Source organism: Nocardia sp. NPDC057227 (assembly GCF_042669725.1).
GTDB classification, from domain to species: Bacteria; Actinomycetota; Actinomycetes; order Mycobacteriales; family Mycobacteriaceae; genus Nocardia; species Nocardia asteroides_A.
This window is the reverse complement of the sequence record NZ_JBHUXA010000025.1, coordinates 16,066-37,412: the sequence shown is the minus strand read 5'-3', so window position 1 is coordinate 37,412 and position 21,347 is coordinate 16,066. Positions and strand designations below refer to the sequence as shown.

Sequence of the window (21,347 nt, the reverse complement as noted above, 5' to 3'; positions counted from 1 at the left end):
CCGTAGGGTAAGTTACGGCCATGGCCTCCACCGCTCGCCGTGCCGTCGTCGTCGCAGGCGCCCGCACCCCCTTCGTCCGCGCCTTCACCGACTTCACCCGGCTCGATTCGATCGCGCTCGCGGACGCCGCCGTCGGCGGGCTGCTCGAGCGCACCGGGCTGGACAAGCAGCTGGTGCAGGCGATCGTCTGGGGCGGTGTGATCCTGCCGAGCGCGGCGCCGAACATCGCCAGGGAGATCGCGCTCGACCTCGGCTTCGACCCCGGCTGCGAGGGCCACACGGTGACCAGGGCCTGCGCCTCCGGGCTACAGGCCGTCACCACCGCGGCCGCCGCCATCGAGCGCGGCGAGTACGACGTGATGATCGCGGGCGGCAGCGACTCCACCAGCAATGCCGAGATCAAGCTGCCGCAGCACGTGGTGCACGCCGCCGCGCCGATCGCGCTCGGCAAGCCGAAGCCGAAGGACTACCTGGCCGCGGTGCGGCAGCTGGCGCCCTTCACCGACATCCTGCCGACCCGGCCGAAGATCGCCGAGCGCACCACCGGCGAGGTGATGGGGGAGTCGGCGGAGAAGATGGCGCGGATCCACGGCATCGGCCGAGCCGCGCAGGACGAGTTCGCCGTCCGCTCGCACCAGCGGGCCGCGGCCGCCATCGCCTCCGGCCGCTTCGACGCCGAGGTGGTGCCGGTGACCACCCCGGACGGTCGCACCGTCACCCGCGACGGCCTGGTCCGCGGCGATACCAGCGTCGAGAAGCTGGCCAGGCTGAAGCCGGTCTTCGCCGCCGACGGCACCGTCACCGCGGGCAATGCCAGCCCGCTCACCGACGGTGCCTCCGCCGTGCTGCTGATGAGCGAGGAGAAGGCCCGCGAACTGGGGCTGACTCCGCTCGCCGCCTTCCGCTCCTGGAGCTACGTCAGCGTCGACCCCACCGACCAGGTGCTGATCGGCCCGGCCATCTCCATGCCGCGCGCGCTGGACAAGGCGGGGCTCGCGCTCGCCGACGTCGACCTGGTCGACATCCACGAGGCGTTCGCCGCCCAGACGCTCTCCGTGCTCGCCGCGCTGGCCAGCGACGAATGGGCCAAGACCCGGCTGGACCGGGAGACCGCGGTCGGCGCGGTCGATCCCGCCAGGGTGAACGTGCACGGCGGCTCGGTCTCGCTCGGCCACCCGTTCGGCGCCACCGGCGCCCGCATGGTCACCACGATGGCCAACGAGCTCGCCCGCACCGGCGCGCAGACCGCGCTGCTCGGCATCTGTGCCGCCGGTGGCATCGGCGCGTCCGCGGTGCTGGAGCGGGTCTGACCGCTGCCGCGCCCCTGGCCCGGTGCCGCCGCGGCTCGGGCGTCCCTCACCCGCCGAACCGCTCCCGGTGCACCGCCTGCTCGAGGGTGCGCCCGGCCCGCCAGCCGAACCGCTCCAGATCCGGCACCTGCTGGAACTCGCGCACCGGACCGACGCAGAGCCAGGCCACCGGCTGCACCCCGGGCGGCAGCCCGACCAGCTCGGCGAGGTGGTCGGCGTCGTAGAACGACACCCAGCCGACGCCGATCTGCTCGGCCGTGGCCGCGAGCCACAGGTTCTGGATGGCGAGCACGGTGGAGAAGATCCCGGTCTCCGGCACCGTGGCGCGGCCGAGCACGTTCGGCCCGCCGCGGGCGTGGTCGTAGCTGACGACGACGCCGGTCCCGCTCTCCCGGATGCCCTCGATCCGGATCGGGTCGAAGGTGGCGGCCCGCTCCGGCGGCAGGCTGTCCCTGAACTCGCGGCGCTTCTCGGCGACGTGGCAGGCAAACCGCTCCAGCGTCGCCGGTTCGCGGACAACGACGAAGTCCCACGGCTGCGAATTGCCGACGCTCGGCGCCCGGTGCGCGGCGTCGAGCAGCCGCCACAGGGTGTCGTCGTCGATCGGGGTACCGGTGAACTCGGCGCGCACGTCGCGGCGCAGGCGGATGGCTTCGTAGACGCTCAGGGCGTGCTGGTGGACATCGTTGGCACACACCCCATCAGTGAATCAGGTTTCCGCACCCCGAACGGCCGAACGGCCCCGCACCGGGCAGGTGCGAGGCCGTTCGGGAAGCGTGGTCAGCGCCGGCTGAGCCGCCGCCTGCCCGCGGTCAGCGCGCTGCGCAGCCCGCGCCGCCGCCCGGTCTCCGGGTCGATGACCGGCACCGCGTTGCCGCCGAACTTGCGCTCCGACGCCGTCTCCGGCGCGTCGTCGGCGGTGGCGCGCAGGTACTTGTTCGGCAGCGAGAGCTTGAGGATGGTGCGCCACGCCTTGAAGTACTGCACCGGCAGCGAGCCGGTGGTGTACGGCAGGTCGTACTTGTCGGCCAGCTCGCGCACCCGCACCGCGATGTGCACGTAGCGGTTGCTCGGCAGGTCGGGGAAGAGGTGGTGCTCGATCTGGTGGCTCAGGTTGCCGGTCATGAAGTGGATCACCGGGCCGCCGCTGATGTTCGCGCTGCCGAGCATCTGCCGCAGGTACCACTGGCCCTTGGACTCGCCGTCGATATCGGCCTTGGTGAACTTCTCCGCGCCGTCCGGGAAGTGCCCGCAGAAGATCACCGCGTTGGTCCAGACATTGCGCACCATGTTGGCGGCGAGGTTCGCGGTCATGGTGCTCTTCCAGGCCGGGCCGGTGAGCGCGGGGAACACCACGTAGTCCTTGGCCATCTGGCGGCCGACCTTGACGAGCACCTCCTGGCGCTTGCGCTCGAACTCCGCGCGCTCGGCGTCGCCCTTGAACCGCCCCGCCGCGACCTTGCCCAGCTCCAGGTGCTGCACCGCGACCCCGAACTCGAAGAAGAGCTGCAGGAGCAGGTTGTACACCGGGTTGCCGAGATTGAACGGCTTCCAGCGCTGGTCCCTGGTGACGCGCAGCAGGCCGTAGCCGATGTCGTCGTCCATGCCGAGCACGTTGGTGTACTTGTGGTGCAGGAAGTTGTGCGTCTGCTTCCAGTGCTTGGACGGCCCGGTGTTGTCCCACTCCCACGAGCTGGAGTGGATCTCCGGATCGTTCATCCAGTCCCACTGGCCGTGCATGACGTTGTGGCCGATCTCCATGTTCTCGATGATCTTGGCCGTGCCGAGCAGGGCGACGCCCGCCAGCCACGCCGGGCGCTTGTTGCCGGCGAAGAGCGCCGTCCGCCCGGCGATCTCGAGGGCGCGCTGCAACCGGATGACGTTGCGGATGTAGCGGGCGTCGGCCGCGCCGCGCGACGACTCGATGTCACGCCGGATCGCGTCGAATTCCTCGCCGAGCGCCTCGACGTCGGTCTCCGTGAGGTGCGCGTACTCCTTGACATCCGAAATAGCCATGGTGGTTACTCTATCGTAAGTTACGAGACCGTAGGTTACGAGTTCTTTGCTCCCGCTGTGGTCTTGGTCACGCGGTTCCCCGGCGCCGCCAACGCCGGGCTCCGACCCGGTCCCGCAGCGTGATCCGGGCCTCGCGCAGCACGTCCTGCTCGTGCCGCGCCTTCTCGCCCAGCGCCTGTTTCGCCTCGCGGAGCACCTGCTTCTCCTGCTCCGCCTTCTGCCGCAGCGCGACCTTGGCCTCGGTCAGCGCGGAGCGCAGGCCGCGACGCTTCCCGGTTGCCGGGTCGACCTGCGCGGGCAGCGCGATGCCAGCGAACTTGCGCTCCGACGAGGTCTCCGGCGCGTCGTCCGCGGTGCGCCGCAGCATGCTGTCCGGCAGCGCCAGCTTGTGGATGGTGCGGAAGGCGAGCAGGTACTGCCTGCCCAGCGAGCCGGTGGTGTAGGGCAGGTCGTACTTGTCGCACAGCTCGCGCACCCGCTGCGCGATCTCCGCGTACCGGTTGCTCGGCAGGTCGGGGAAGAGGTGGTGCTCGATCTGGTAGCAGAGGTTGCCGCTCATGAAGGCCATCGACCGCCCGGCCCGGAAGTTGGCGCTGCCGAGCATCTGCCGCAGGTACCACTCGGCGCGGGTCTCGCCGGTGAGCTGCTCGATGGTGAACTTCTCCGCGCCGTCCGGGAAGTGCCCGCAGAAGATCACCGCGTAGGCCCACAGGTTGCGCACCAGGTTCGCGGTCATGTTGGCCTTCAGCGTGCTATTCCAGGCCGGGCCGGTGAGCGCGGGGTAGAACACGAAGTCCTTGCCGACCTGACGCGCGATCTTGCGCGCGAACTGCACGTTCGGCTCGGAGTTCAGCTGCTTGGGCGGTACCCCGGAGAGCTCCCTGTCGATGTGCCAGTCGTGCAGCGCGATACCCCACTCGAAGGTGGCGGCGAGCACCAGGTTGGCGAACGGCTGCACCAGGTGGACCGGGCGCCACGGCTCGTCCCGCGTCATCCGCAGGATGCCGAAGCCGAGGTCCTCGTCCTTGCCGAGCACGTTGGTGTAGGTGTGGTGCGAGTAGTTGTGCGCCCGCCGCCACTGCGCCGACGGCCCGGTCTGATCCCACTCCCAGGTGCCCGAGTGGATCTCCGGGTCGTTCATCCAGTCCCACTGCCCGTGGCTGATGTTGTGCCCGAGCTCCATGTTCTCGATGATCTTCGCCACCGAGAGCAGGGCGGTGCCGGTGAGCCAGGCCCACCGGTTCCTGCTGCCGAAGAGCACGGCGCGACCGGCGACCTCGAGCCCGCGCTGGGCGGCGATCGTGTGTCTGATGTATTTGGCGTCCCGTGCGCCGCGGGACAGCTCCACCGAACGGCGGATCGCGTCGAGTTCGTCCCCGAGGGTCTCGATGTCGGCGGCGGTGAGGTGTGCGAATGCGCGAATATCGGTGATGGCCACCGGGTTCCCTTTCCCTGCTCGGTCTGTGCTCGAGCGTACCGGTCTCAGACGTCGAGGGTGCAGTCGCCGGCGGCGGCGGAGATGCAGGTCTGTACCTTGTCGCCCTCGCGCCGCTCGTCGCCGTTGCGCAGGTCACGGGTGTGCCCGGCGGTGATGGTGAGCACGCAGGTCTGGCAGATGCCCATGCGGCAGCCGAACGGCATCCGCACGCCCGCCGCCTCGCCCGCCTCCAGCAGGCTGGTCGCGCCGTCGGCGACGGTGCTGCGGTCGCTCCTGGCGAAGGTGACGGTGCCGCCCTCGCCGACCGCGGAGCGCTCCACGTCGAACCGCTCGACGTTCAGCTTGCCCGCGAGCCCGGCTGCGGCCCAGTGCTTCTCGATGTCGTCCAGCATGGCGGCCGGGCCGCAGGCCCAGGTCTGCCGCTCGCGCCAATCCGGGAAGAGGGTGTCCAGGTCGGCCAGCTCGAGCTTGCCGTGCACGCCGGTGAGGTGCAGATGCGAGGTGAAGCCGGGGTGCCGCTCGGCGAGCCCGGTCAGCTCGGCGCCGAACATCACGTCGTCGGCGGTGCGCGCCGAGTGCACGTGCACCACGTCGGTGAAGGCATCGCGCCGATCCAGCGCGCGCAGCATGGACATCACCGGGGTGATGCCGCTGCCCGCGGTGAGGAAGAGCACCTTCGGCGGCGGTGGCGACGGCAGCACGAAGCCGCCCTGCGGGGCGGCCAGCCGCACCACGGTGCCAGGAGTCACACCGTTCACCAGGTGGCTGGAGAGCAGCCCCTCCGGCATCGCCTTGACCGCGATCGAGATCAGCCGCTTGCCGCGCGCCGCCGGGTCGTCGGACCAGTTCGGCGGGGAGGTCAGCGAGTACGAGCGCCAGTGCCAGCGGCCGTCGACCAGCACGCCGAAGCCGATGTACTGGCCCGGCTCGAAGGCCCAGTCGAAGCCCCAGCCCGGCTTGATCACCAGGGTCGCCGAGTCCGCGGTCTCCTTGCGGACCTCCAGCACCCGGCCGCGCAGCTCGCGCGCCGACCACAGCGGGTTCACCAGGTGCAGGTAGTCGTCCGGGAGCAGCGGTGTGGTGATCCGGGCGACCGCGCCGCGCAGTACGTTCAACCGGCCACCTCGGTCGGCCACCTCGGCCGCGGGCTCCTCCAGCCATTGCCGCACATTCTCGAACATCGTCGCCGGTCGTCTCCTGAGTTGCCGCGGGCCCCGTCGGGGCCCGTCCCGTGCCGTCAGGTTACGGCATCGTAGGTTGCCCTGTGGAGACGGCCGGAGCGGCTTTGTGACTACTCCCGAAGGTTCCGATCAGAGCAGCTCGAGCAGGAAGGGCAGCTCCTGGGTGGCGTACCAGGCCAGCTGGTGGTCCTCCGCGTCGCCGAGGGTGAACTCGGCGTCCGGGTCGCCCAGATCGGCGGCATCGATCACCTCGACGGCCTTCGCCACGTCCGCCTCGGCGTCGGCCAGGTCGACGTGCACCGAGGCGATCGTCGCGTACGGCACCGGCCCGGCCAGCCGGACCACCGCGTCGTCCAGGTCCGGCCGCGGGGCCGCGCCGGTGACGTCGGCGGCGATCACCGCGCGGCGCTGGATCGGCGGGGTCTCGGAGTCGTCGGCCTCGGCGGCGAGCAGCCGCAGCGCCGCCCGCGCCGCCTCGCCCATGGCGACCTCGGCCAGCTCCTCCTCGTCGCCGGAGGCGTACGCCTCGCGCAGCGCCGGGGTGACCGCGAAGGCGGTTCCGCTGACCGCGCGCAGCTCGCGGTCGGTGACCAGCGCGCGCAGCATCGCGATGGTCGCGGGCACGTAGACGCGCAGCGGGCGATCGTCAGGCGCAGGCACCGAGCAGCTCCTCCAGGGACTCGTGCACCGACGCGGCCAGCACCCCGAGATCCGCCATCGCGTCGCGGTCGGCGTTGAGCCCGTAGCAGACCTGCCCGTCGTAGGAGGTCAGCCCGAGGCTCAGCGCCTGATTGCGCAGCAGCGGCGACACCGGGTACATCTCCAGCATCCGCGCCCCGCCGATGTACATCGGGGACTGCGGACCCGGCGCGTTGGTGATCACCAGATTGAACGTGTGGTCTGCGAACGTACTCGCCGCCCTGACGCTCATCGCATGCAGGCTGGCCGGGGCGAAGCCGGCCAGGTGCACCAGGGTGCGGGCGCGCACCCCGCGGCGCTGCCTGCCCGCCGCCGCGGTGGCGTGCGTGATGTGCGAGAGCCGCATCACCGGATTCGGCTCGCCGACCGGGAGGTCGATCAGGAACGAGGAGACCTCGCCCGCCGTGTCGCCGGGCGGATCGTTCAGGTAGACCGACATCGGCACCACCGCGCGCAGCGTCGCCGACTCGGTGACGGCCTGGTCCCTGGAGAGCAGCCACTCGCGCAGCGCCCCGGTGATCACCGCCAGGATGACGTCGTTGATCGAGCAGTCGAAGCGGGCCCGGATCCGGCGGTAGTCGGCGAGCTCGGTGCGGACGACGTCGAAGCGGCGGTTGCGGGTCATCCTCGCGTTGAGCGGGCTGTCCGGCGCGCCCGCGGCGGCGGTGCGCACCGCCGACACCACCGAGTCCACCGCCTTGCTCGCCGCGCCGAGGACGGTGAACGCCGCCGTGCCCGCGTCCCTGGCGACCTCGAGCGCCTCCCGCGGCTGCGCCGCCAGGTGGCTCAGGGCGCCCGCGAGCAGCTCGGCGTCGCCCGGCTCGCGGGGCGGGTGCCAGGAGTCGAGGGGGAGGGCGCGCGGGTCGGGGCCGTCGTCCAGGATGACGTGCCCGATCTCCAGCGCCGTCTCGCCGTCGACCAGCGCCGCGTGCGTCTTGGTGAAGACCGCCGTGCGGCCGTCGGCGAGCCCCTCGATCAGGTACATCTCCCACAGCGGGCGGTCCTGGTCGAGCGGGCGCGAGGCGAGCCGCGCCACCAGGTCGTGCAGCTGGACCTCGCTCCCGGGAGCGGGCAGCGCGGAGCGCCGGATGTGGTAGGTCAGGTCGAAGCCGCTGTCCTCCACCCACACCGGCCTGCCGAGTGCCAGCGGGATCGCGCGCACCTTGCGGCGGTACCGCGGCACCATCGCCAGCCTGCCCTCCACCAGATCGAGCAGGCGGTCGTAGTCGAGTGGCCCCTCCAGGATGGCGAGGGAACCGATGTAGACGGGGTTGCTGCCCTGTTCCTGACGGTGGAACGACGCGTCCTGCGCCGTCAGTCTGGTGATCACGCTGCCCGCTGCTCCTTCCGTTGGCTTGCCGCCCATTGTGCGGGCAGGACCGGCTTTTGGCTCGTAGCCTGTGCGTTCGCCGTGTGATCGGCATCATTCTTTACCGTGTCGGGGGTGGGTGGCAGGATGTCGCGCATCGAGCTCGGGGGACTCGGCACAGGGGGAATTCGGATGGAAAGCAAGGTGTCGTTGTCGTGCGCGCCGCACGGGGAGCCGCCGCTGCGGCGTTCCCGGCCGCGACCGGGTTCGCGCGGCCGCACGTCGATCGATCCGGCCACCGGGGACGGCGCGGCTGCCGGGAGCACGGCCGGGCAGCCGGTGCGGGCGGTCGGGGACGGTGCGGCGGTGGTTACCGGGAACGCCGCTGTGCAGCCGGTGCCCGGGCCCGGCGGGGACGCTCGATCGGCGATGTTCCGCGCCCGGAACCATCAGACGGCTCGGCCGTGCGTGCCGGTCCGGCCGGGCCCGCGTTCCGGCACCGAGCGCGATGCGCAGCGCTTCGCCGAGCGGGCGGTGCGCGCGGCGCTCGAGGTGCTCGACGGCCGCCGCCGGGCCATGCACCTGCGCGATATCGCCGATCCCGAGGTGGTCGCCGTGCTGGAGACCTACGCCCGCACCGGCGAGCGGGAGCGCAGGCTCGGCGCCGCCGTGCTGGAGCGGGTGAGCTGCGCGCCGGGCGCGCGCGGCCGGGTCGAGGTGTTCGGCCGGTACCGGCGCGGCGAGCGCGTCTTCGCCGTCGCGGCCTGCCTGCGGGCGCACCGGGGCGGGTGGCGGCTCTGCGTGCTGCGGGTACGGTAGGGCCGGGGCGGTCGGGTGGGTCGTCGCCGCTCGGCGCCCACCGCTCGTCGGCGCCTACCATGGGTGCCGCATTACCATGAAACGTGCCGATGACGACGCGGGTCGCCTCGCCGAACGGCCCGGCCGAACGACGGGACCGCACGACACACCCGCACACCGACCAGAGGACTGACGAGACCCGTGCCTGCGCTGACACTTTCGAGGTTGCTACGGATTGGTGAAGGTCGCGTCGTGAAGCGGCTCGGCCAGGTCGCCGACCAGGTCACCGCGTACGGCTCGGACCTCGAGGAGCTGACCGACGCCGAGCTGCGGGCCAAGACCGACGAGTTCCGCGAACGCTACGCCGACGGCGAAGACCTGGACGATCTGCTGGTCGAGGCGTTCGCGGTGGCCCGCGAGGCCTCCTGGCGGGTGCTGAACCAGAAGCACTACAAGGTGCAGATCATGGGCGGCTCGGCGCTGCACCTCGGCAATATCGCCGAGATGAAGACCGGTGAGGGCAAGACCCTGACCTGCGTGCTCCCCGCCTACCTGAACGCCATCTCCGGCGGCGGCGTGCACGTCGTCACCGTGAACGACTACCTGGCCAAGCGCGACGCCGAGTGGATGGGGCGCGTGCACCGCTTCCTCGGGCTCGAGGTCGGCGTCATCCTCTCCGGCATGACGCCAGCGCAGCGCAGGCACGCCTACGCCGCGGACATCACCTACGGCACGAACAACGAGTTCGGCTTCGACTACCTGCGCGACAACATGACGCACTCGCTGGACGACCTGGTCCAGCGCGGGCACAACTTCGCCGTCGTCGACGAGGTCGACTCCATCCTGATCGACGAGGCGCGGACCCCGCTGATCATCTCCGGCCCGGCCGACGCCTCCTCCAAGTGGTACGCGGAGTTCGCGCGGATCGCCCCGCTGCTCAAGAAGGACCTGCACTACGAGGTCGACATCAAGAAGCGCACCATCGGCGTGCACGAGGCGGGCGTCGAGTTCGTCGAGGACCAGCTCGGCATCGACAACCTGTACGAGTCCGCGAACTCGCCGCTGGTCAGCTACCTGAACAACTCCATCAAGGCCAAGGAGCTGTACAACCGGGACAAGGACTACATCGTCCGCGACGGCGAGGTCATCATCGTCGACGAGTTCACCGGGCGCATCCTGGTCGGCCGCCGCTACAACGAGGGCATGCACCAGGCGATCGAGGCCAAGGAGAAGGTCGAGATCCAGCCGGAGAACCAGACCCTGGCGACGATCACGCTGCAGAACTACTTCCGGCTCTACGACAAGCTCTCCGGCATGACCGGCACCGCCGAGACCGAGGCCGCCGAGCTGCACCAGATCTACAGCCTCGGCGTCGTCCCGATCCCGACGAACCGCCAGATGGTCCGCTTGGACCAGGCCGACCTCATCTACAAGACCGAGGAGGCCAAGTTCGCCGCGGTCGTCGACGACGTCACCGAGCGGCACGAGAACGGCCAGCCGGTGCTGATCGGCACCACCAGCGTGGAGCGCTCGGAGTACCTGTCCAAGCAGTTCACCAAGCGCGGCATCCCGCACAACGTGCTGAACGCCAAGTTCCACGAGAACGAGGCCGCGATCATCGCCGAGGCGGGCCGCCCCGGCGCCGTCACCGTCGCCACCAACATGGCGGGCCGCGGTACCGACATCGTGCTCGGCGGCAACCCGGACATCATCGCCGACATCCTGCTCCGCAAGGAGGGGCTGGACCCGGTCGAGACGCCCGATCGGTACGAGGCCGCCTGGCTGCCCGCGCTGGAGCAGGTCAAGCGGCAGACCGAGGCGGACGCCGAGGCGGTGCGCGACGCGGGCGGGCTCTACGTGCTCGGCACCGAGCGGCACGAGTCGAGGCGCATCGACAACCAGCTGCGCGGCCGCTCCGGCCGCCAGGGCGACCCGGGCGAGTCCCGGTTCTACCTCTCGCTCGGCGACGAGCTCATGCGGCGCTTCAACGGCGCCGCCCTGGAAGCCATCATGACCAGGCTGAACCTGCCCGACGATGTGCCGATCGAGGCCAAGATGGTCTCCAAGGCGATCAAGAGCGCGCAGACCCAGGTCGAGCAGCAGAACTTCGAGATCCGCAAGAACGTGCTCAAGTACGACGAGGTGATGAACCAGCAGCGCACCATCATCTACGGCGAGCGCAACCGGATCCTCCGCGGCGAGGACATGGAGGGCCAGGTCCAGGGCATGATCAGCGACGTGATCACCGCCTACGTGGACGGCGCCACCGCCGAGGGGTACGTCGAGGACTGGGATCTGGAGAAGCTGTGGACGGCGCTCAAGACGCTGTACCCGATCGCGCTGAACCACAAGGACCTGACCGGCGAGACCGAGGTCGGCGAAGCCGGTGATCTGACCCGCGACGAACTGCTCGAGATCCTGCTCGACGACGCGCACGAGGCCTACTCGAAGCGCGCCGATGAGATCGACGGCCTGGCCGGCCAGGGCGCCATGCGCAACCTGGAGCGCCAGGTGCTGCTCTCCGTGCTCGACCGCAAGTGGCGCGAGCACCTCTACGAGATGGATTACCTCAAGGAGGGCATCGGCCTGCGCGCCATGGCCCAGCGCGACCCGCTGGTCGAGTACCAGCGCGAGGGCTTCGACATGTTCACCGCCATGCTGGAGGGGCTGAAGGAGGAGTCGGTCGGCTTCCTCTTCAACCTCCAGGTCGAGGTGCAGCAGCCGCAGCCCGCCGGTGTCGCCGTCGATCCCGGCCTGCGCTCCCCGGTCGGTGCAGGCGCCCCCCGCCCCCTCCCCACCCAGGAGGCGCCCGCCCAGGCAGCGCCGAGCGGCGCCCCCGCCGCCCTGCTCGCCAAGGGCATCGAGGACTCCGGGCCCCGCGGTCTCAGCTACTCCGGCCCGGACGAGGGCGGGCGCACCGCCGTGCACACCGACGACGAGGAGTACGGCGGCGACAGCTCCGGCTCCCGTCGCGAGCGGCGCGAAGCCGCGCGGACGGAGACCCGCGGTAAGCGCGGCCCGAAGAGCCGCCGCAGGCACTGATCTCTGCTCGAAGGCGCCCACCGAACCTCGGCGGGCGCCTTCGCTGTTCCCGACAACTGCTCTGACCAGCGCTGATGAGCGAGTGCTCGGCGAGGTCGACGCCATGCGGGAGGAACTGCTGCGCAGCACACCGACCAAGTGGACGGGCGGACTGCGCAAGTTACTGGTTGCGCTTCAACTCGATCGCCTACCACCAGCAGGCGCAGACCGTGCACGCGCGCTTCGAGCGCTCCGGGCGGGCGTGGGCGGGGCTGGCGGAGTTCGCCGCCGCGGAGCAGCTGGATCCGCGCTCGTGCGGCTCCACGACCCCTACGTCGACTGAGTAGTGCTGTCCGTCTTGCTCGGCGGCTCCCACTCGAACGGCTGCACCACGGCGAAACCGGGGCCGTGGAAGGCGTACTGGAACGCCTCGCCGCTGCCGCCGCGCAGCATGGACTTCAGGTTCATGCTGGAGACCACCTTGGGCGCCAGGTTCGCCGACCAGGCCACCGCGGCCTGGGTGTCCACGTAGGTGGGCTGTGTACTGCAATCCAGCACAACGGGTTTGCCGACCGCGCAGAGCGCGACGGTTCCGGTGCCGGTGACCGTGGTGTTGAACAGCCCGCCGGTGAAGAACCCGGCGCCCTTGACCCGGTTGATGTCCCACTCCAGCGCGGCGTCGAAGGCCAGCAGATTGGTGCCGTTGACGCTCAGCGCGTCGCCGGTGAGGTCGATGAGGAAGACGTGCCCGGCCTGGTTGGCGAAGAACACCTCGCCCTGCCCGGAGACCCGCATGAGCGGCACGTCCTCACTGGTGACCATCCGCTTGAGCAGCTTCCCGACGCTGCCCGACCCCTGGTGGTCGAAGCGGATATCGCCTTGGTAGGCGACCATCGCCCCCTTCACCGCGAGCACATCCGGCCCGAGCCCCACCCGCAGCATCTGGGAGTTCTGCAGCGAGAACCGCTGCTGCGCCTGCACCTCGAGATTGACCTGGTCGAACAGTACGCTTCGCATGGTTTCCAGGGTACGGAGCGCGGGGTCGGGTTCGCCGAGCCTCGGTCAGCCCGGCAGCGCGGCGAAATTCTCGGCGCAGCGCGGACAGACCGTGAGCCGGTCGGGGTCCCGGGTCGGGACGAAGACCACTCCGCACATGGCCCGGACCGCCTTGCCGTCCACGCTCGCCTCGGCGATATGGCTCCTGTGCGTGTAGTGGCTGACCGTGCCGTGTTCGGCGAACAGGGTCTCGTCCCGCCCGCCGACGGCGACGAGACGGTTGTACTGCCTGCTCCGATGCCCGGGCTCCGCCATCACGAAGTAGTGATTGCCGTGGCGATCCCAGTCCTGCACCGGCGGCGCGATCGAGATGAGGACGCGTTCGATTGCTCGCCATCCCCAAGTGCTCACCTGATGTTCGGAGCGGAGGTCGACGGTGAGGAAGAAGTCCTCGCGCGGTGTTCCGTCCTCGCGGACGACGTCGAGTTCGATGTCGACGGTACCGATGGCGATCGGCTTCGACGGATGTGGCAGCGCGATGCGGGTACTCGCCGCTTTCCCGAGGCGGTCGAGGGCCTGGGCCACCTCGGACTGCAGCGTCAGGTGCCATCGAGTGAGAGCCGCTGCGGCGGTTTCCCGTTTCAGCAGCAACACATCGTGTTCGGTGGGAAGCAGCGCGGTCGCCCCGGAGCCGATTCGTCTTTCGAGCACCTGATAGAAGTCGTCCTCGTCGCGATGGCCGCCCTTCGCCAGGCCGGCGGAGAGGATCCAGCGCACGCCGGAATCGGGATCGGTCCAGATTCCGGCTCGCCACTGCGCGTTCCGCAACTCCTGCAGCCGCAGCTCTCCCGAGCTCTTGATGAGTCGCGGCGCCGGATCCCCCAGTGGATCGGAGCCGTACAGCTCGACCGCTTTACGCAACAGCGGATGCGGCAGCTCGGCCACGGGGTGCAATTGCTGCCACCTGCGCTCGGCTATGGCGCGGAGATGATCGGGATCTTCCCAGCCGGTGGGCAGATCTTCAGCGAGCAGCCGCAGCGTCGGCCGCGCTCGGCGGTTGTGCTCCATTGATCCATCGTGCCAAGACATTCGAGGTTCCGGCGGGCGCAACACCCGGTGTCCGTCGTTCGACCTACAGCTCGTCCATCAGCTCCGCGATGGCGGCCTCTCGATCGGCATCCGTTCTGGCGAAGCGCTCGGCGAGCTCACGGCGATCGCGGTCCCGTTCGGCGGCGAAGATCACGACATCCTTGACGTAGAGACGCCGATCGCGACCGACGTGATGGAACGGCACCGCTCCCCTGTCGAGCAGCTTGTAGAGGTGGGTGCGGCTCATGCCGAGCCGTTTCGCCGCCTCGGCGGGGGTACACGTCGCGGTGTCGTCGAACACCGCGACATTCATCCCGGTCAGGGCGCCCTTGCTCATCTCGAGCAGAGCGTCGCGCAGTTCGGAGGGGGCGAGCGTACTGGCGAACGAGTGGAGTGCGTCGAGCTGGCCGTCCGGGACGCTCGCGGCCTTCACTTCGTGAATGGCGGCAGCCATCGCAGGTCTCCTCGGGCGAGTGGTGTGCTCAGATGTCACATCAGCATTAGATGTCACAGATGAAACTACAACTCGTGGTTGTGGCTTGTCAACCGCAGTTCGATCCCGGAGCGGCCGCGACCAGGTCGTCCACACTTCCGGACATGAGCACCCGCACCTGCGCGGTCAGATGTTCGATCGGCCAGTCCCACCAGGCCAGGTCGAGCAGCCGGGCGATGTCGGCATCGGGGTAGCGCATGCGGAGGACGCGGGCCGGGTTGCCACCGGCGACGGCGTAGTCGGGGATGTCGCGGGTGACGACGGAGCCCGCGGCGACGATCGCGCCGTTGCCGATCCGCACGCCGGGCATGACGGTGACCCCGTAGCCGAGCCAGACGTCGTTGCCGAGCACGGTGTCGCCGCGGTTCGGCAGCTCCATGAGCAGGTCGATGTGCTTGGCCCAGCCGCCGCCGATGGTGGGGAAGGGGAAGGTGGACGGGCCGTCCATGCGGTGGTTGGCGCCGTTCATGATGAACCGCACCCCGGTGGCGAGCGCGCAGAACCGGCCGATCACCAGCTTCTCGGGGCCGTAGTGGTAGAGCACGTTGGCGGTCTCGAAGGCGGTCGGGTCACCGGGGTCGTCGTAGTACGAGTACTCGCCGACCTCGATCAGCGCCGAGGTGACCAGCGGTTTCAGCAGCACTACCCGGGGTTGCCCGGCCATCGGGTGCAGGGTGGTCGGGTCCGGTGCGGTCACGGGGGCTCCTCGGCGTCGGCGGGCGGTGCGACGGTAGCCCACCGATCGCCGGGAGCGACAGCGCTTTTCGGCTCAGGCCCGGTTCTCGGGGCAGTACGCCTCGACCGCGGCGTAGACGAAGAGGTACGGGAACTCGATCGTCTCGCCCGCCGATTCGGCCAGGTAGATGTGCTCGTCGGGGGAGTTGCCGACCGCCGTCAGGTAGTCGCACTGGGTGCGCGCCAGTGTGATCGCCGCGTCCTGCACCGCCGCGGTCTCCTCGTCGTAGTGGCTGTCCCGGAGGAACTGCCGGTCCGCGGCGCTGTGCGGGGTCGTGCTCCCGACGATGTTCGACTGCGGGGCGGCGAGGGCGGCGGGCCCGCCGCCGAGCAGCAGCGCGGTCGCGGCGATGGCGGTGACGAGAGTGCGCATGGGGCCTTTCGGTTGGTTATCCGGGAACGGGCGGGACCTGCGGCACGGCGCCGTAGACGGGGTGGAACGGCCGCACGGCGACCGTCGTCATGCGTTGCGGCGCAGCCGGATACGCGGGCGAACCGTACAGCTCGGGCAGCGGCCCGGTGCGGCCATCCCTCGGGTCTGGGGTGGGCAGCGGGTCGGGCGATCCGGACATTCGAGACGGCTTTCTGTCGAGCGAGAGCAGCGCGCTTGAGAACGCCGCCGATCGGGTACTCCAGCTGGCGGCGGTCCGAACGGTAGTGGAAAAGGCTGCCGGAATGCCGGTTTCACCCGTCCGAGCAGCGACTGTTCGGGGCGTCACCGGCGGGTGGTCGGGGCTCGCCGGTGCGCCGGTGTGGTCGGTTTTCCCGCACCGGGAAAAGCCGGGCGGTCTGCAAGTTTCGCGGGTCAGCCGCGCCGGGCGTGGAAGTACTTGGCGATCACGTCGGCCGGGATCTCGACATTGCCCTCGTCCTGCTCGACGTACTCCTGCCAGGCGGGCTCGGCCTGCGTCATATTGCGCAGTTTCCAGCCCGCGATGCCGCCGTAGGTGTTCCAGACCTTGGTCAGGAAGCGGGTGGTGTCGGCGTCGACGGCGTCCCAGTGGAACGGGTCGTCCTCGGCGAGCACCACCCAGGCCGCGCCGAACCCCTCGAACTCGCGGAAGACCGCGGGCACAACCGGCCCGGAGCGCCAGGCCTGCACCGGATCCTCGAAGAGCGGCGCCTCGTACTCGGCGAGGTGGTGCCCCTGCGCGTAGTAGAGCAGCTTCTGCAGCTTGAGGTTGGAGACCCCGGCGTCCTCGGTGGTCGCCCAGTCGACGAACCAGCGGGCGATGGTCGGCGCCGGATAGCAGGGCACGGGTTCCGGCGTTCCCATGACATGCTCCTGCCCGTCGACGTTCTCTCCCCGTGTCGTGCAAGCCGAGTTTACGGCCGGGAAGGTGCGGCGCCGCCGTTTTCCGTTGTCACCAGGGATCGTTCGAGTTCAGCGCCACCAGCAGGCGGCGGATGGCGGCCACTCGGCGCTCCTTTCCCGGCAGCTCGTCGAGCGCGCACTCCGGGTCGGCGGGCGGGCCGAGGTGGGTGCAGCCGCGCGGGCAGTCCTCGATGGCGTCGGCGAGGTCGCTGAAGGCGGCGATCACGTCGTCCGGGGTGATGTGCGCGAGGCCGAAGGAGCGGACGCCGGGGGTGTCGATCACCCAGCCGCCGGAGGGGACCGGCAGCGCCACCGACTGAGTGGAGGTGTGCTTGCCCTTGCCGACCCCCGACACCTCGCCGACAGCGCGGAAGGCATCCGGCACCAGGCGGTTGACCAGCGTGGACTTGCCGACCCCCGAGTGCCCGATGAAGGCGGTGAGCCGGCCGGTGATGCGGTCGAGCACCGGCTGCAGCGGGTCCTCGATACCGCCGTGCACGATGATCAGGTCCAGGTCGGCGAAGTCGGTGGCGAAGTCGGACTCGGCGGCGAGGTCGTCCTTGGTCAGGCAGAGCACGGGCTGCAGCCCGCCGACGAAGGCGGCGACCATGGTGCGCTCAACGAAGCCGGTGCGCGGCGGCGGGTCGGCCAGCGCGACCACGATGAAGAGCTGCTCGGCATTGGCGACGACGATCCGCTCGAAGGGGTCGGTGTCGTCGGCGGTGCGGCGCAGCACGGTGCTGCGCTCGGTAACCCGGACGATCCTGGCCAGCGTGTCCGGCGCGCCGGAGAGATCGCCGACCACGTCGACCAGGTCGCCGACCACGATCGGGGTGCGGCCGAGCTCCCGCGCCCGCATGGCGACCAGGCGCCGCTCCGGGTCGCCCGCGAGCACGCAGCCCCAGCGTCCGCGGTCCACCGCGACCACCATCGCCTGCTCGGCGTCGCTGTGCAGCGGGCGGGTCTTGGTGCGCGGGCGCGACCGCCCGCCGGGGCGGATCCGGACGTCGGATTCGTCGTATGAGCTGCCCGCCGAGCGGTTCTGCCTGCTCAGCGCGGTACGCCCTGTCCGGCCGGTGCCGGGTCGAGCATGCGCTCCCAGAGCGCGACGAAATCGGGCAGCGTCTTGGCGGTGGTGCCGATGTCCTCGATCCGCACGTCCGGCACCCGGAGCCCGAGGATCGCGCCCGCGGTCGCCATCCGGTGGTCGGCGTAGGAGTGCCAGGTACCGCCGTGCAGCTCGGCCGGCTCGATCTCCAGCCCGTCCTCGGTCTCGGTGACCTTGCCGCCGAGCCGGTTGATCTCGGTGGAGAGCGCGGCCAGCCGGTCGGTCTCGTGCCCGCGCAGGTGCGCGATGCCGCGCAGCCGCGAGGGCGAGTCGGCGAGCGCGGCGAGCGCGGCGACGGTCGGGGTCAGCTCGCCGACGTCGTGCAGGTCGATATCGATGCCCGCCAGCCGCTCCGGGCCGCGGACGGTGAGCACGCCGTCGACGATCCCGGCCTCGCCGCCCATCCGGACCACGATCTCCCTGATCACGTCGCCGGGCTGGGTGGTGAGCCGCGGCCAGTGCGGGATGCTGACCTCGCCGCCGGTCACGGCGGCCGCGGCCAGGAACGGGGTGGCGTTGGAGAGGTCCGGCTCCACCTCGCGGTCGAGCGCGCGGATCGGGCCGGGCAGCACGGTCCAGGTCTGCGGGGCGCGCGGGTCCTCCGGCGCCTCCACCTTGACGTCGGCCTGGCGCAGCATCTCGACGGTCATCTCGATGTGCGGCATGGACGGCAGCGCCGCGCCGCTGTGGTGCACCGTGATGCCATCGGAGAAGCGGGCCGCGGAGAGCAGCAGCCCGGAGACGAACTGCGAGGAGCCGGAGGCGTCGATGGTCACCGGGCCGCCGCGCAGCCCGCCGGCGCCGCGCACGGTGAACGGGAGCTTGTCGCCGGTGATGTCGGCGCCGAGCTCGCGCAGGGCGTCCAGGATGGTGCGCAGCGGGCGGACCCTGGCCTGCGCGTCGCCGTCGAAGTGCACCTCGCCGGTGGCCAGCGCGGCCAGCGGCGGAAGGAACCGCATCACCGTGCCCGCGAGGCCGCAGTCGACGGTGCCCGCGCGCAGCGGGGCGGGGGTGACCACGAGGGTGTCGCCGTCGCCGGAGATGCCTGCGCCGAGCGCGCGCAGCGCCTCGATCATGAGGTTGGTGTCCCGGCTGCGCAGCGCGCCGGTGATGGTGGAGGGGCCGTCGGCGAGCGCGGCCAGGACGAGTGCCCGGTTGGTGATCGATTTCGATCCGGGCAGGGTCACGGTCGCGTGCACGGGGACATCGACTTGGGGCGCTGGCCAGAGACTCACCGGTCCATCTTCTCCCATGTGAGTGACAACTCGTGCACGCGGTACGGGCCGGAGCCGCCCCTCGACGGTTCCGGCCCGCGGATGGAGTGCGTGGCCGACGCCGTTGTCGCGCCACGCACCCCCGCCCCTGAATCGGGGCGGTCCGGCCCCTTACTTGTTGCGGCCGTGCAGCACCGGGACGACCTTGCGCAGCAGGTTCACGGTGGATTTGGTCCGGCTGAAGCTCAGCAGCGCCATGCCGGGCACGGTGAACTTCTGGATCGCGATCGAGTGCGGGCGGGCGAACTCCTTCAGCCCCGGCTCGCCGTGGATCCGGCCGATGCCGGAATCGCCGACGCCGCCGAAGGGCAGCCCCGGGATGGCGGCGAAGCCGAGCACCGAGTTCACCGAGGTGGCGCCGACCCGCAGCCTGCGCGCGATCTCCAGCCCCCTGCTCTTCGAGAAGACCGCAGAGGAGAGGCCGTACTTGGAGCTGTTGGTCAGCTCGATCGCCTCGTCGATGCTGTCCACCGTGCGCACGGTGACGGTCGGGCCGAAGGTCTCCTCGACCACCGCCTCCGACGACTCGTCCACGTCGACGAAGACCACCGGCTCGATGAACGCGCCCTTGATCGACTCCGGGCCGCCGAGCACGGCCTTGCCACCGCTGGCCAGCGCCGCGTCGATGTGCTTGCGCACGATCTCGATCTGGCTCGGCATGGTCATCGGGCCGTAGTTGGCGTCGTCGCCGGAGCCCGGCTTGACGTTCTTCAGGATCCGGGTGAGCTCGGCGACGAAGGGCTCGCGCACCGAGCGCTCCACGTACACCCGCTCGACACCCGCGCAGGTCTGGCCGCTGTTGCCGGCCGCGCCGAACGCCACCGCGTCGGCGGCGGCCTTGACGTCGGCGTCGGCGGCGACGATCACCGCGTCCTTGCCGCCGCACTCCAGCAGCACCGGGGTGAGCCGCTCGGCGGCCGCGGCCATGATCTTCTTGCCGGTCGCGGTGGAGCCGGTGAAGGCGATCTTGTCGATATCGGCCTTGACCAGCTCGGCGCCGGTCGCGCCGAAGCCGTTGATCGGGACGAAGACGCCGTCCGGCAGCTCCGGGTTGGCCGCGCGGAAGGCCTCGGCGAGGAAGTTGCCGATGCCGGTGGAGAACTCGCTCGGCTTGAACACGACGGTGTTGCCCGCGGAGAGCGCGTACGCGATCGAGCCGTTCGGGGTGTAGACCGGGTAGTTCCAGGGGCCGATGATGCCGACCACGCCGAGCGGGCGGTACTCCAGGCGCGCCGAGAAGTTGGACATCAGCGGCCCGGAGGCGATGCGCTTGGGGCCGAGCACCTTCTTGGCGTTCTTGGCGGCCCAGGCGATGTGCTCCAGCGCGAGCATGAGCTCGAGGAAGGCGTCGTCGTGCGTCTTGCCGGTCTCCCGGTGGATGAGATCGGTGAAGGCGTCCGACTCGCTGACCAGCCGGGTCGACCAGCGCAGCAGGGCCTTGCGGCGGTCGTCGAAGCTCAGCGCACCCCAGGCCGGGGCGGCGGCGCGGGCCTTGGCGACGGCCGCGCGCACCGCGTCCGCGTCGGCGATCGGATAGGTGGCGATGACCTCACCCGTGGCCGGGTCGACCGATTTCAACGCCGTGTCGGGAGCGGCCGGGGTGGTCTCGGTGGTTGTCACGGTGGGTTCTCTCCTTGTGCCTGGGTTGGCCGGTCGGTGCGCGACCGGCGCGTGAGGGTGGCGTGCGTCACCACCGCTGAGAGAATGCTAGGCCATATTTCTCACCAGGTCACCCCTGGTGTAGTCGATTGTTCCCGACGGTGTCGGCGCGTGGTGGGACTATCGAAGGATGTGCGGACGATATGCGACCACGACCGATCCAGGGCGGTTGGCAGCGGAGCTGGACGCCATCGACGAGGTCGGGGCCACCGAGACCATCCCCAACTACAACGTCGCGCCGACCACCCAGGTACTCACGGTGGTGCGCAGGCACGACCACGAGCGGCCGGACGACGAACCGCGGCTGCGGGTGCGCCGGATGCGCTGGGGGCTGATCCCGCTGTGGACCAAGGCCGCCGAGCCCGGCGTGCCCGTCAAGGGGAAGCCGCTGTTCAACGCGCGGGCGGACAAGGCGGCTACCACCCCGTCGTTTCGCGACGCGGTGAAGAAGCGGCGCTGCCTCGTCCCGATGGACGGCTGGTACGAGTGGCTGGTCGAGCCCGGCGCCGGGAAGGGCAAGGCCGCCAAGCAGCCGTACTTCATGGCCGCGGCCGATGGGGAGCGGCTGTACATGGCCGGGCTGTGGTCGGTGTGGCGCGATCGCGCGGTGCCGGACTCCGCGCCGCTGCTCTCCTGCACCATCCTCACCACCGACGCGGTCGGCGAGCTGACCCGCATCCACGACCGGATGCCGCTGCCCATGCCGCGCGCGCACTGGGACGCCTGGCTGGACCCGGACCACCCCGCCCCGGCGGAGCTGCTCGTCACCCCCGGCGCGGATGCGGTCGCCGACATCGTGGCGCGCCCGGTCTCGCCGCTGGTGAACAGCGTGCGGAACAACGGGCCTGAGCTGCTCGAGCCGGTCGACCCGAGCGCGCGGTCCGGGCAGATCAGCCTGCTCTGAGG

20 protein-coding genes are annotated in these 21,347 nt (G+C 70.6%); 5 read left to right on the top strand and 15 right to left on the bottom strand.

Features of this window, described 5'->3' with window-relative positions:
• The first annotated feature begins 20 nt into the window (after positions 1–20).
• Positions 21–1,310, top strand: a complete 1,290-nt coding sequence (locus ACFUJ1_RS27695) for an acetyl-CoA C-acyltransferase (protein ID WP_378650089.1) — start codon at positions 21–23, stop codon at positions 1,308–1,310.
• Positions 1,311–1,356: 46 nt separating this feature from the next.
• Here the strand turns inward: ACFUJ1_RS27695 and bluB are convergent, their stop codons facing one another.
• From bluB to ACFUJ1_RS27665, 6 genes are all read right to left on the bottom strand, one after another.
• Positions 1,357–1,977: a 5,6-dimethylbenzimidazole synthase gene (bluB, locus tag ACFUJ1_RS27690; RefSeq protein ID WP_378650184.1), complete on the bottom strand. Its 621-nt coding sequence runs from the start codon at positions 1,975–1,977 to the stop codon at positions 1,357–1,359.
• 113 nt (positions 1,978–2,090) lie between these two features.
• Positions 2,091–3,326: a fatty acid desaturase family protein gene (locus ACFUJ1_RS27685; protein ID WP_378650087.1), complete on the bottom strand. Its 1,236-nt coding sequence runs from the start codon at positions 3,324–3,326 to the stop codon at positions 2,091–2,093.
• Positions 3,327–3,393: 67 nt separating this feature from the next.
• A complete protein-coding gene (locus tag ACFUJ1_RS27680) occupies positions 3,394–4,764 on the bottom strand; it encodes a fatty acid desaturase family protein (protein ID WP_378650085.1) in 1,371 nt (456 codons plus the stop codon).
• 44 nt (positions 4,765–4,808) lie between these two features.
• Entirely contained in the window at positions 4,809–5,945 is a 1,137-nt protein-coding gene (locus tag ACFUJ1_RS27675) for a ferredoxin reductase (protein WP_378650083.1), read from the bottom strand.
• Positions 5,946–6,074: 129 nt separating this feature from the next.
• Positions 6,075–6,581: a DUF6912 family protein gene (locus ACFUJ1_RS27670; protein WP_378650182.1), complete on the bottom strand. Its 507-nt coding sequence runs from the start codon at positions 6,579–6,581 to the stop codon at positions 6,075–6,077.
• A 10-nt stretch (positions 6,582–6,591) separates the two neighbouring features.
• Positions 6,592–7,974 (bottom strand): wax ester/triacylglycerol synthase family O-acyltransferase, encoded by a 1,383-nt coding sequence (locus ACFUJ1_RS27665; RefSeq protein WP_378650081.1) that lies wholly within the window; start codon positions 7,972–7,974, stop codon positions 6,592–6,594.
• A gap of 447 nt (positions 7,975–8,421) precedes the next feature.
• Here ACFUJ1_RS27665 and ACFUJ1_RS27660 point away from each other — a divergent pair, with 447 nt between their 5' ends.
• The 3 genes from ACFUJ1_RS27660 to ACFUJ1_RS27650 all read left to right on the top strand — a co-directional run bounded on the left by ACFUJ1_RS27660 (position 8,422) and on the right by ACFUJ1_RS27650 (position 12,119).
• Positions 8,422–8,772, top strand: a complete 351-nt coding sequence (locus ACFUJ1_RS27660) for an Rv3235 family protein (RefSeq protein ID WP_378650079.1) — start codon at positions 8,422–8,424, stop codon at positions 8,770–8,772.
• Between the two features lie 180 nt (positions 8,773–8,952).
• The gene (gene secA, locus ACFUJ1_RS27655) at positions 8,953–11,793 is read left to right on the top strand and encodes a preprotein translocase subunit SecA (RefSeq protein WP_378650077.1); all 2,841 of its coding nucleotides are present in this window, start codon (positions 8,953–8,955) and stop codon (positions 11,791–11,793) included.
• Positions 11,794–11,960: 167 nt separating this feature from the next.
• Complete coding sequence (locus ACFUJ1_RS27650) at positions 11,961–12,119, top strand: hypothetical protein (RefSeq protein ID WP_378650075.1); 159 nt, start codon at positions 11,961–11,963, stop codon at positions 12,117–12,119.
• Here ACFUJ1_RS27650 and ACFUJ1_RS27645 read toward each other — a convergent pair.
• From ACFUJ1_RS27645 to ACFUJ1_RS27605, 9 genes are all read right to left on the bottom strand, one after another.
• Positions 12,103–12,789 (bottom strand): AIM24 family protein, encoded by a 687-nt coding sequence (locus ACFUJ1_RS27645; RefSeq protein WP_378650073.1) that lies wholly within the window; start codon positions 12,787–12,789, stop codon positions 12,103–12,105. The genes ACFUJ1_RS27650 and ACFUJ1_RS27645 overlap by 17 nt on opposite strands.
• Before the next feature lie 45 nt (positions 12,790–12,834).
• Entirely contained in the window at positions 12,835–13,836 is a 1,002-nt protein-coding gene (locus ACFUJ1_RS27640) for a DUF3039 domain-containing protein (RefSeq protein WP_378650072.1), read from the bottom strand.
• A 64-nt stretch (positions 13,837–13,900) separates the two neighbouring features.
• Positions 13,901–14,311, bottom strand: a complete 411-nt coding sequence (locus ACFUJ1_RS27635; RefSeq protein ID WP_378650070.1) for a helix-turn-helix domain-containing protein — start codon at positions 14,309–14,311, stop codon at positions 13,901–13,903.
• A gap of 88 nt (positions 14,312–14,399) precedes the next feature.
• Positions 14,400–15,014 (bottom strand): CatB-related O-acetyltransferase, encoded by a 615-nt coding sequence (locus ACFUJ1_RS27630; RefSeq protein ID WP_378650180.1) that lies wholly within the window; start codon positions 15,012–15,014, stop codon positions 14,400–14,402.
• A gap of 105 nt (positions 15,015–15,119) precedes the next feature.
• The gene (locus tag ACFUJ1_RS27625) at positions 15,120–15,458 is read right to left on the bottom strand and encodes a DUF732 domain-containing protein (protein WP_378650068.1); all 339 of its coding nucleotides are present in this window, start codon (positions 15,456–15,458) and stop codon (positions 15,120–15,122) included.
• Positions 15,459–15,890: 432 nt separating this feature from the next.
• Entirely contained in the window at positions 15,891–16,361 is a 471-nt protein-coding gene (locus ACFUJ1_RS27620; protein WP_378650066.1) for a Panacea domain-containing protein, read from the bottom strand.
• 88 nt (positions 16,362–16,449) lie between these two features.
• Entirely contained in the window at positions 16,450–17,502 is a 1,053-nt protein-coding gene (gene rsgA, locus ACFUJ1_RS27615; RefSeq protein WP_378650178.1) for a ribosome small subunit-dependent GTPase A, read from the bottom strand.
• Positions 17,451–18,761: a 3-phosphoshikimate 1-carboxyvinyltransferase gene (gene aroA / locus ACFUJ1_RS27610; protein WP_378650064.1), complete on the bottom strand. Its 1,311-nt coding sequence runs from the start codon at positions 18,759–18,761 to the stop codon at positions 17,451–17,453. Before aroA ends, rsgA begins: the two co-directional genes overlap by 52 nt.
• A gap of 132 nt (positions 18,762–18,893) precedes the next feature.
• Complete coding sequence (locus ACFUJ1_RS27605; RefSeq protein WP_378650062.1) at positions 18,894–20,402, bottom strand: aldehyde dehydrogenase family protein; 1,509 nt, start codon at positions 20,400–20,402, stop codon at positions 18,894–18,896.
• 169 nt (positions 20,403–20,571) lie between these two features.
• Between ACFUJ1_RS27605 and ACFUJ1_RS27600 the strand changes: the two genes are divergently transcribed.
• On the top strand, positions 20,572–21,345 hold the full coding sequence (locus tag ACFUJ1_RS27600; RefSeq protein WP_378650060.1) for an SOS response-associated peptidase: 774 nt from the start codon (positions 20,572–20,574) through the stop codon (positions 21,343–21,345).
• The last annotated feature ends 2 nt before the right edge of the window (positions 21,346–21,347 follow it).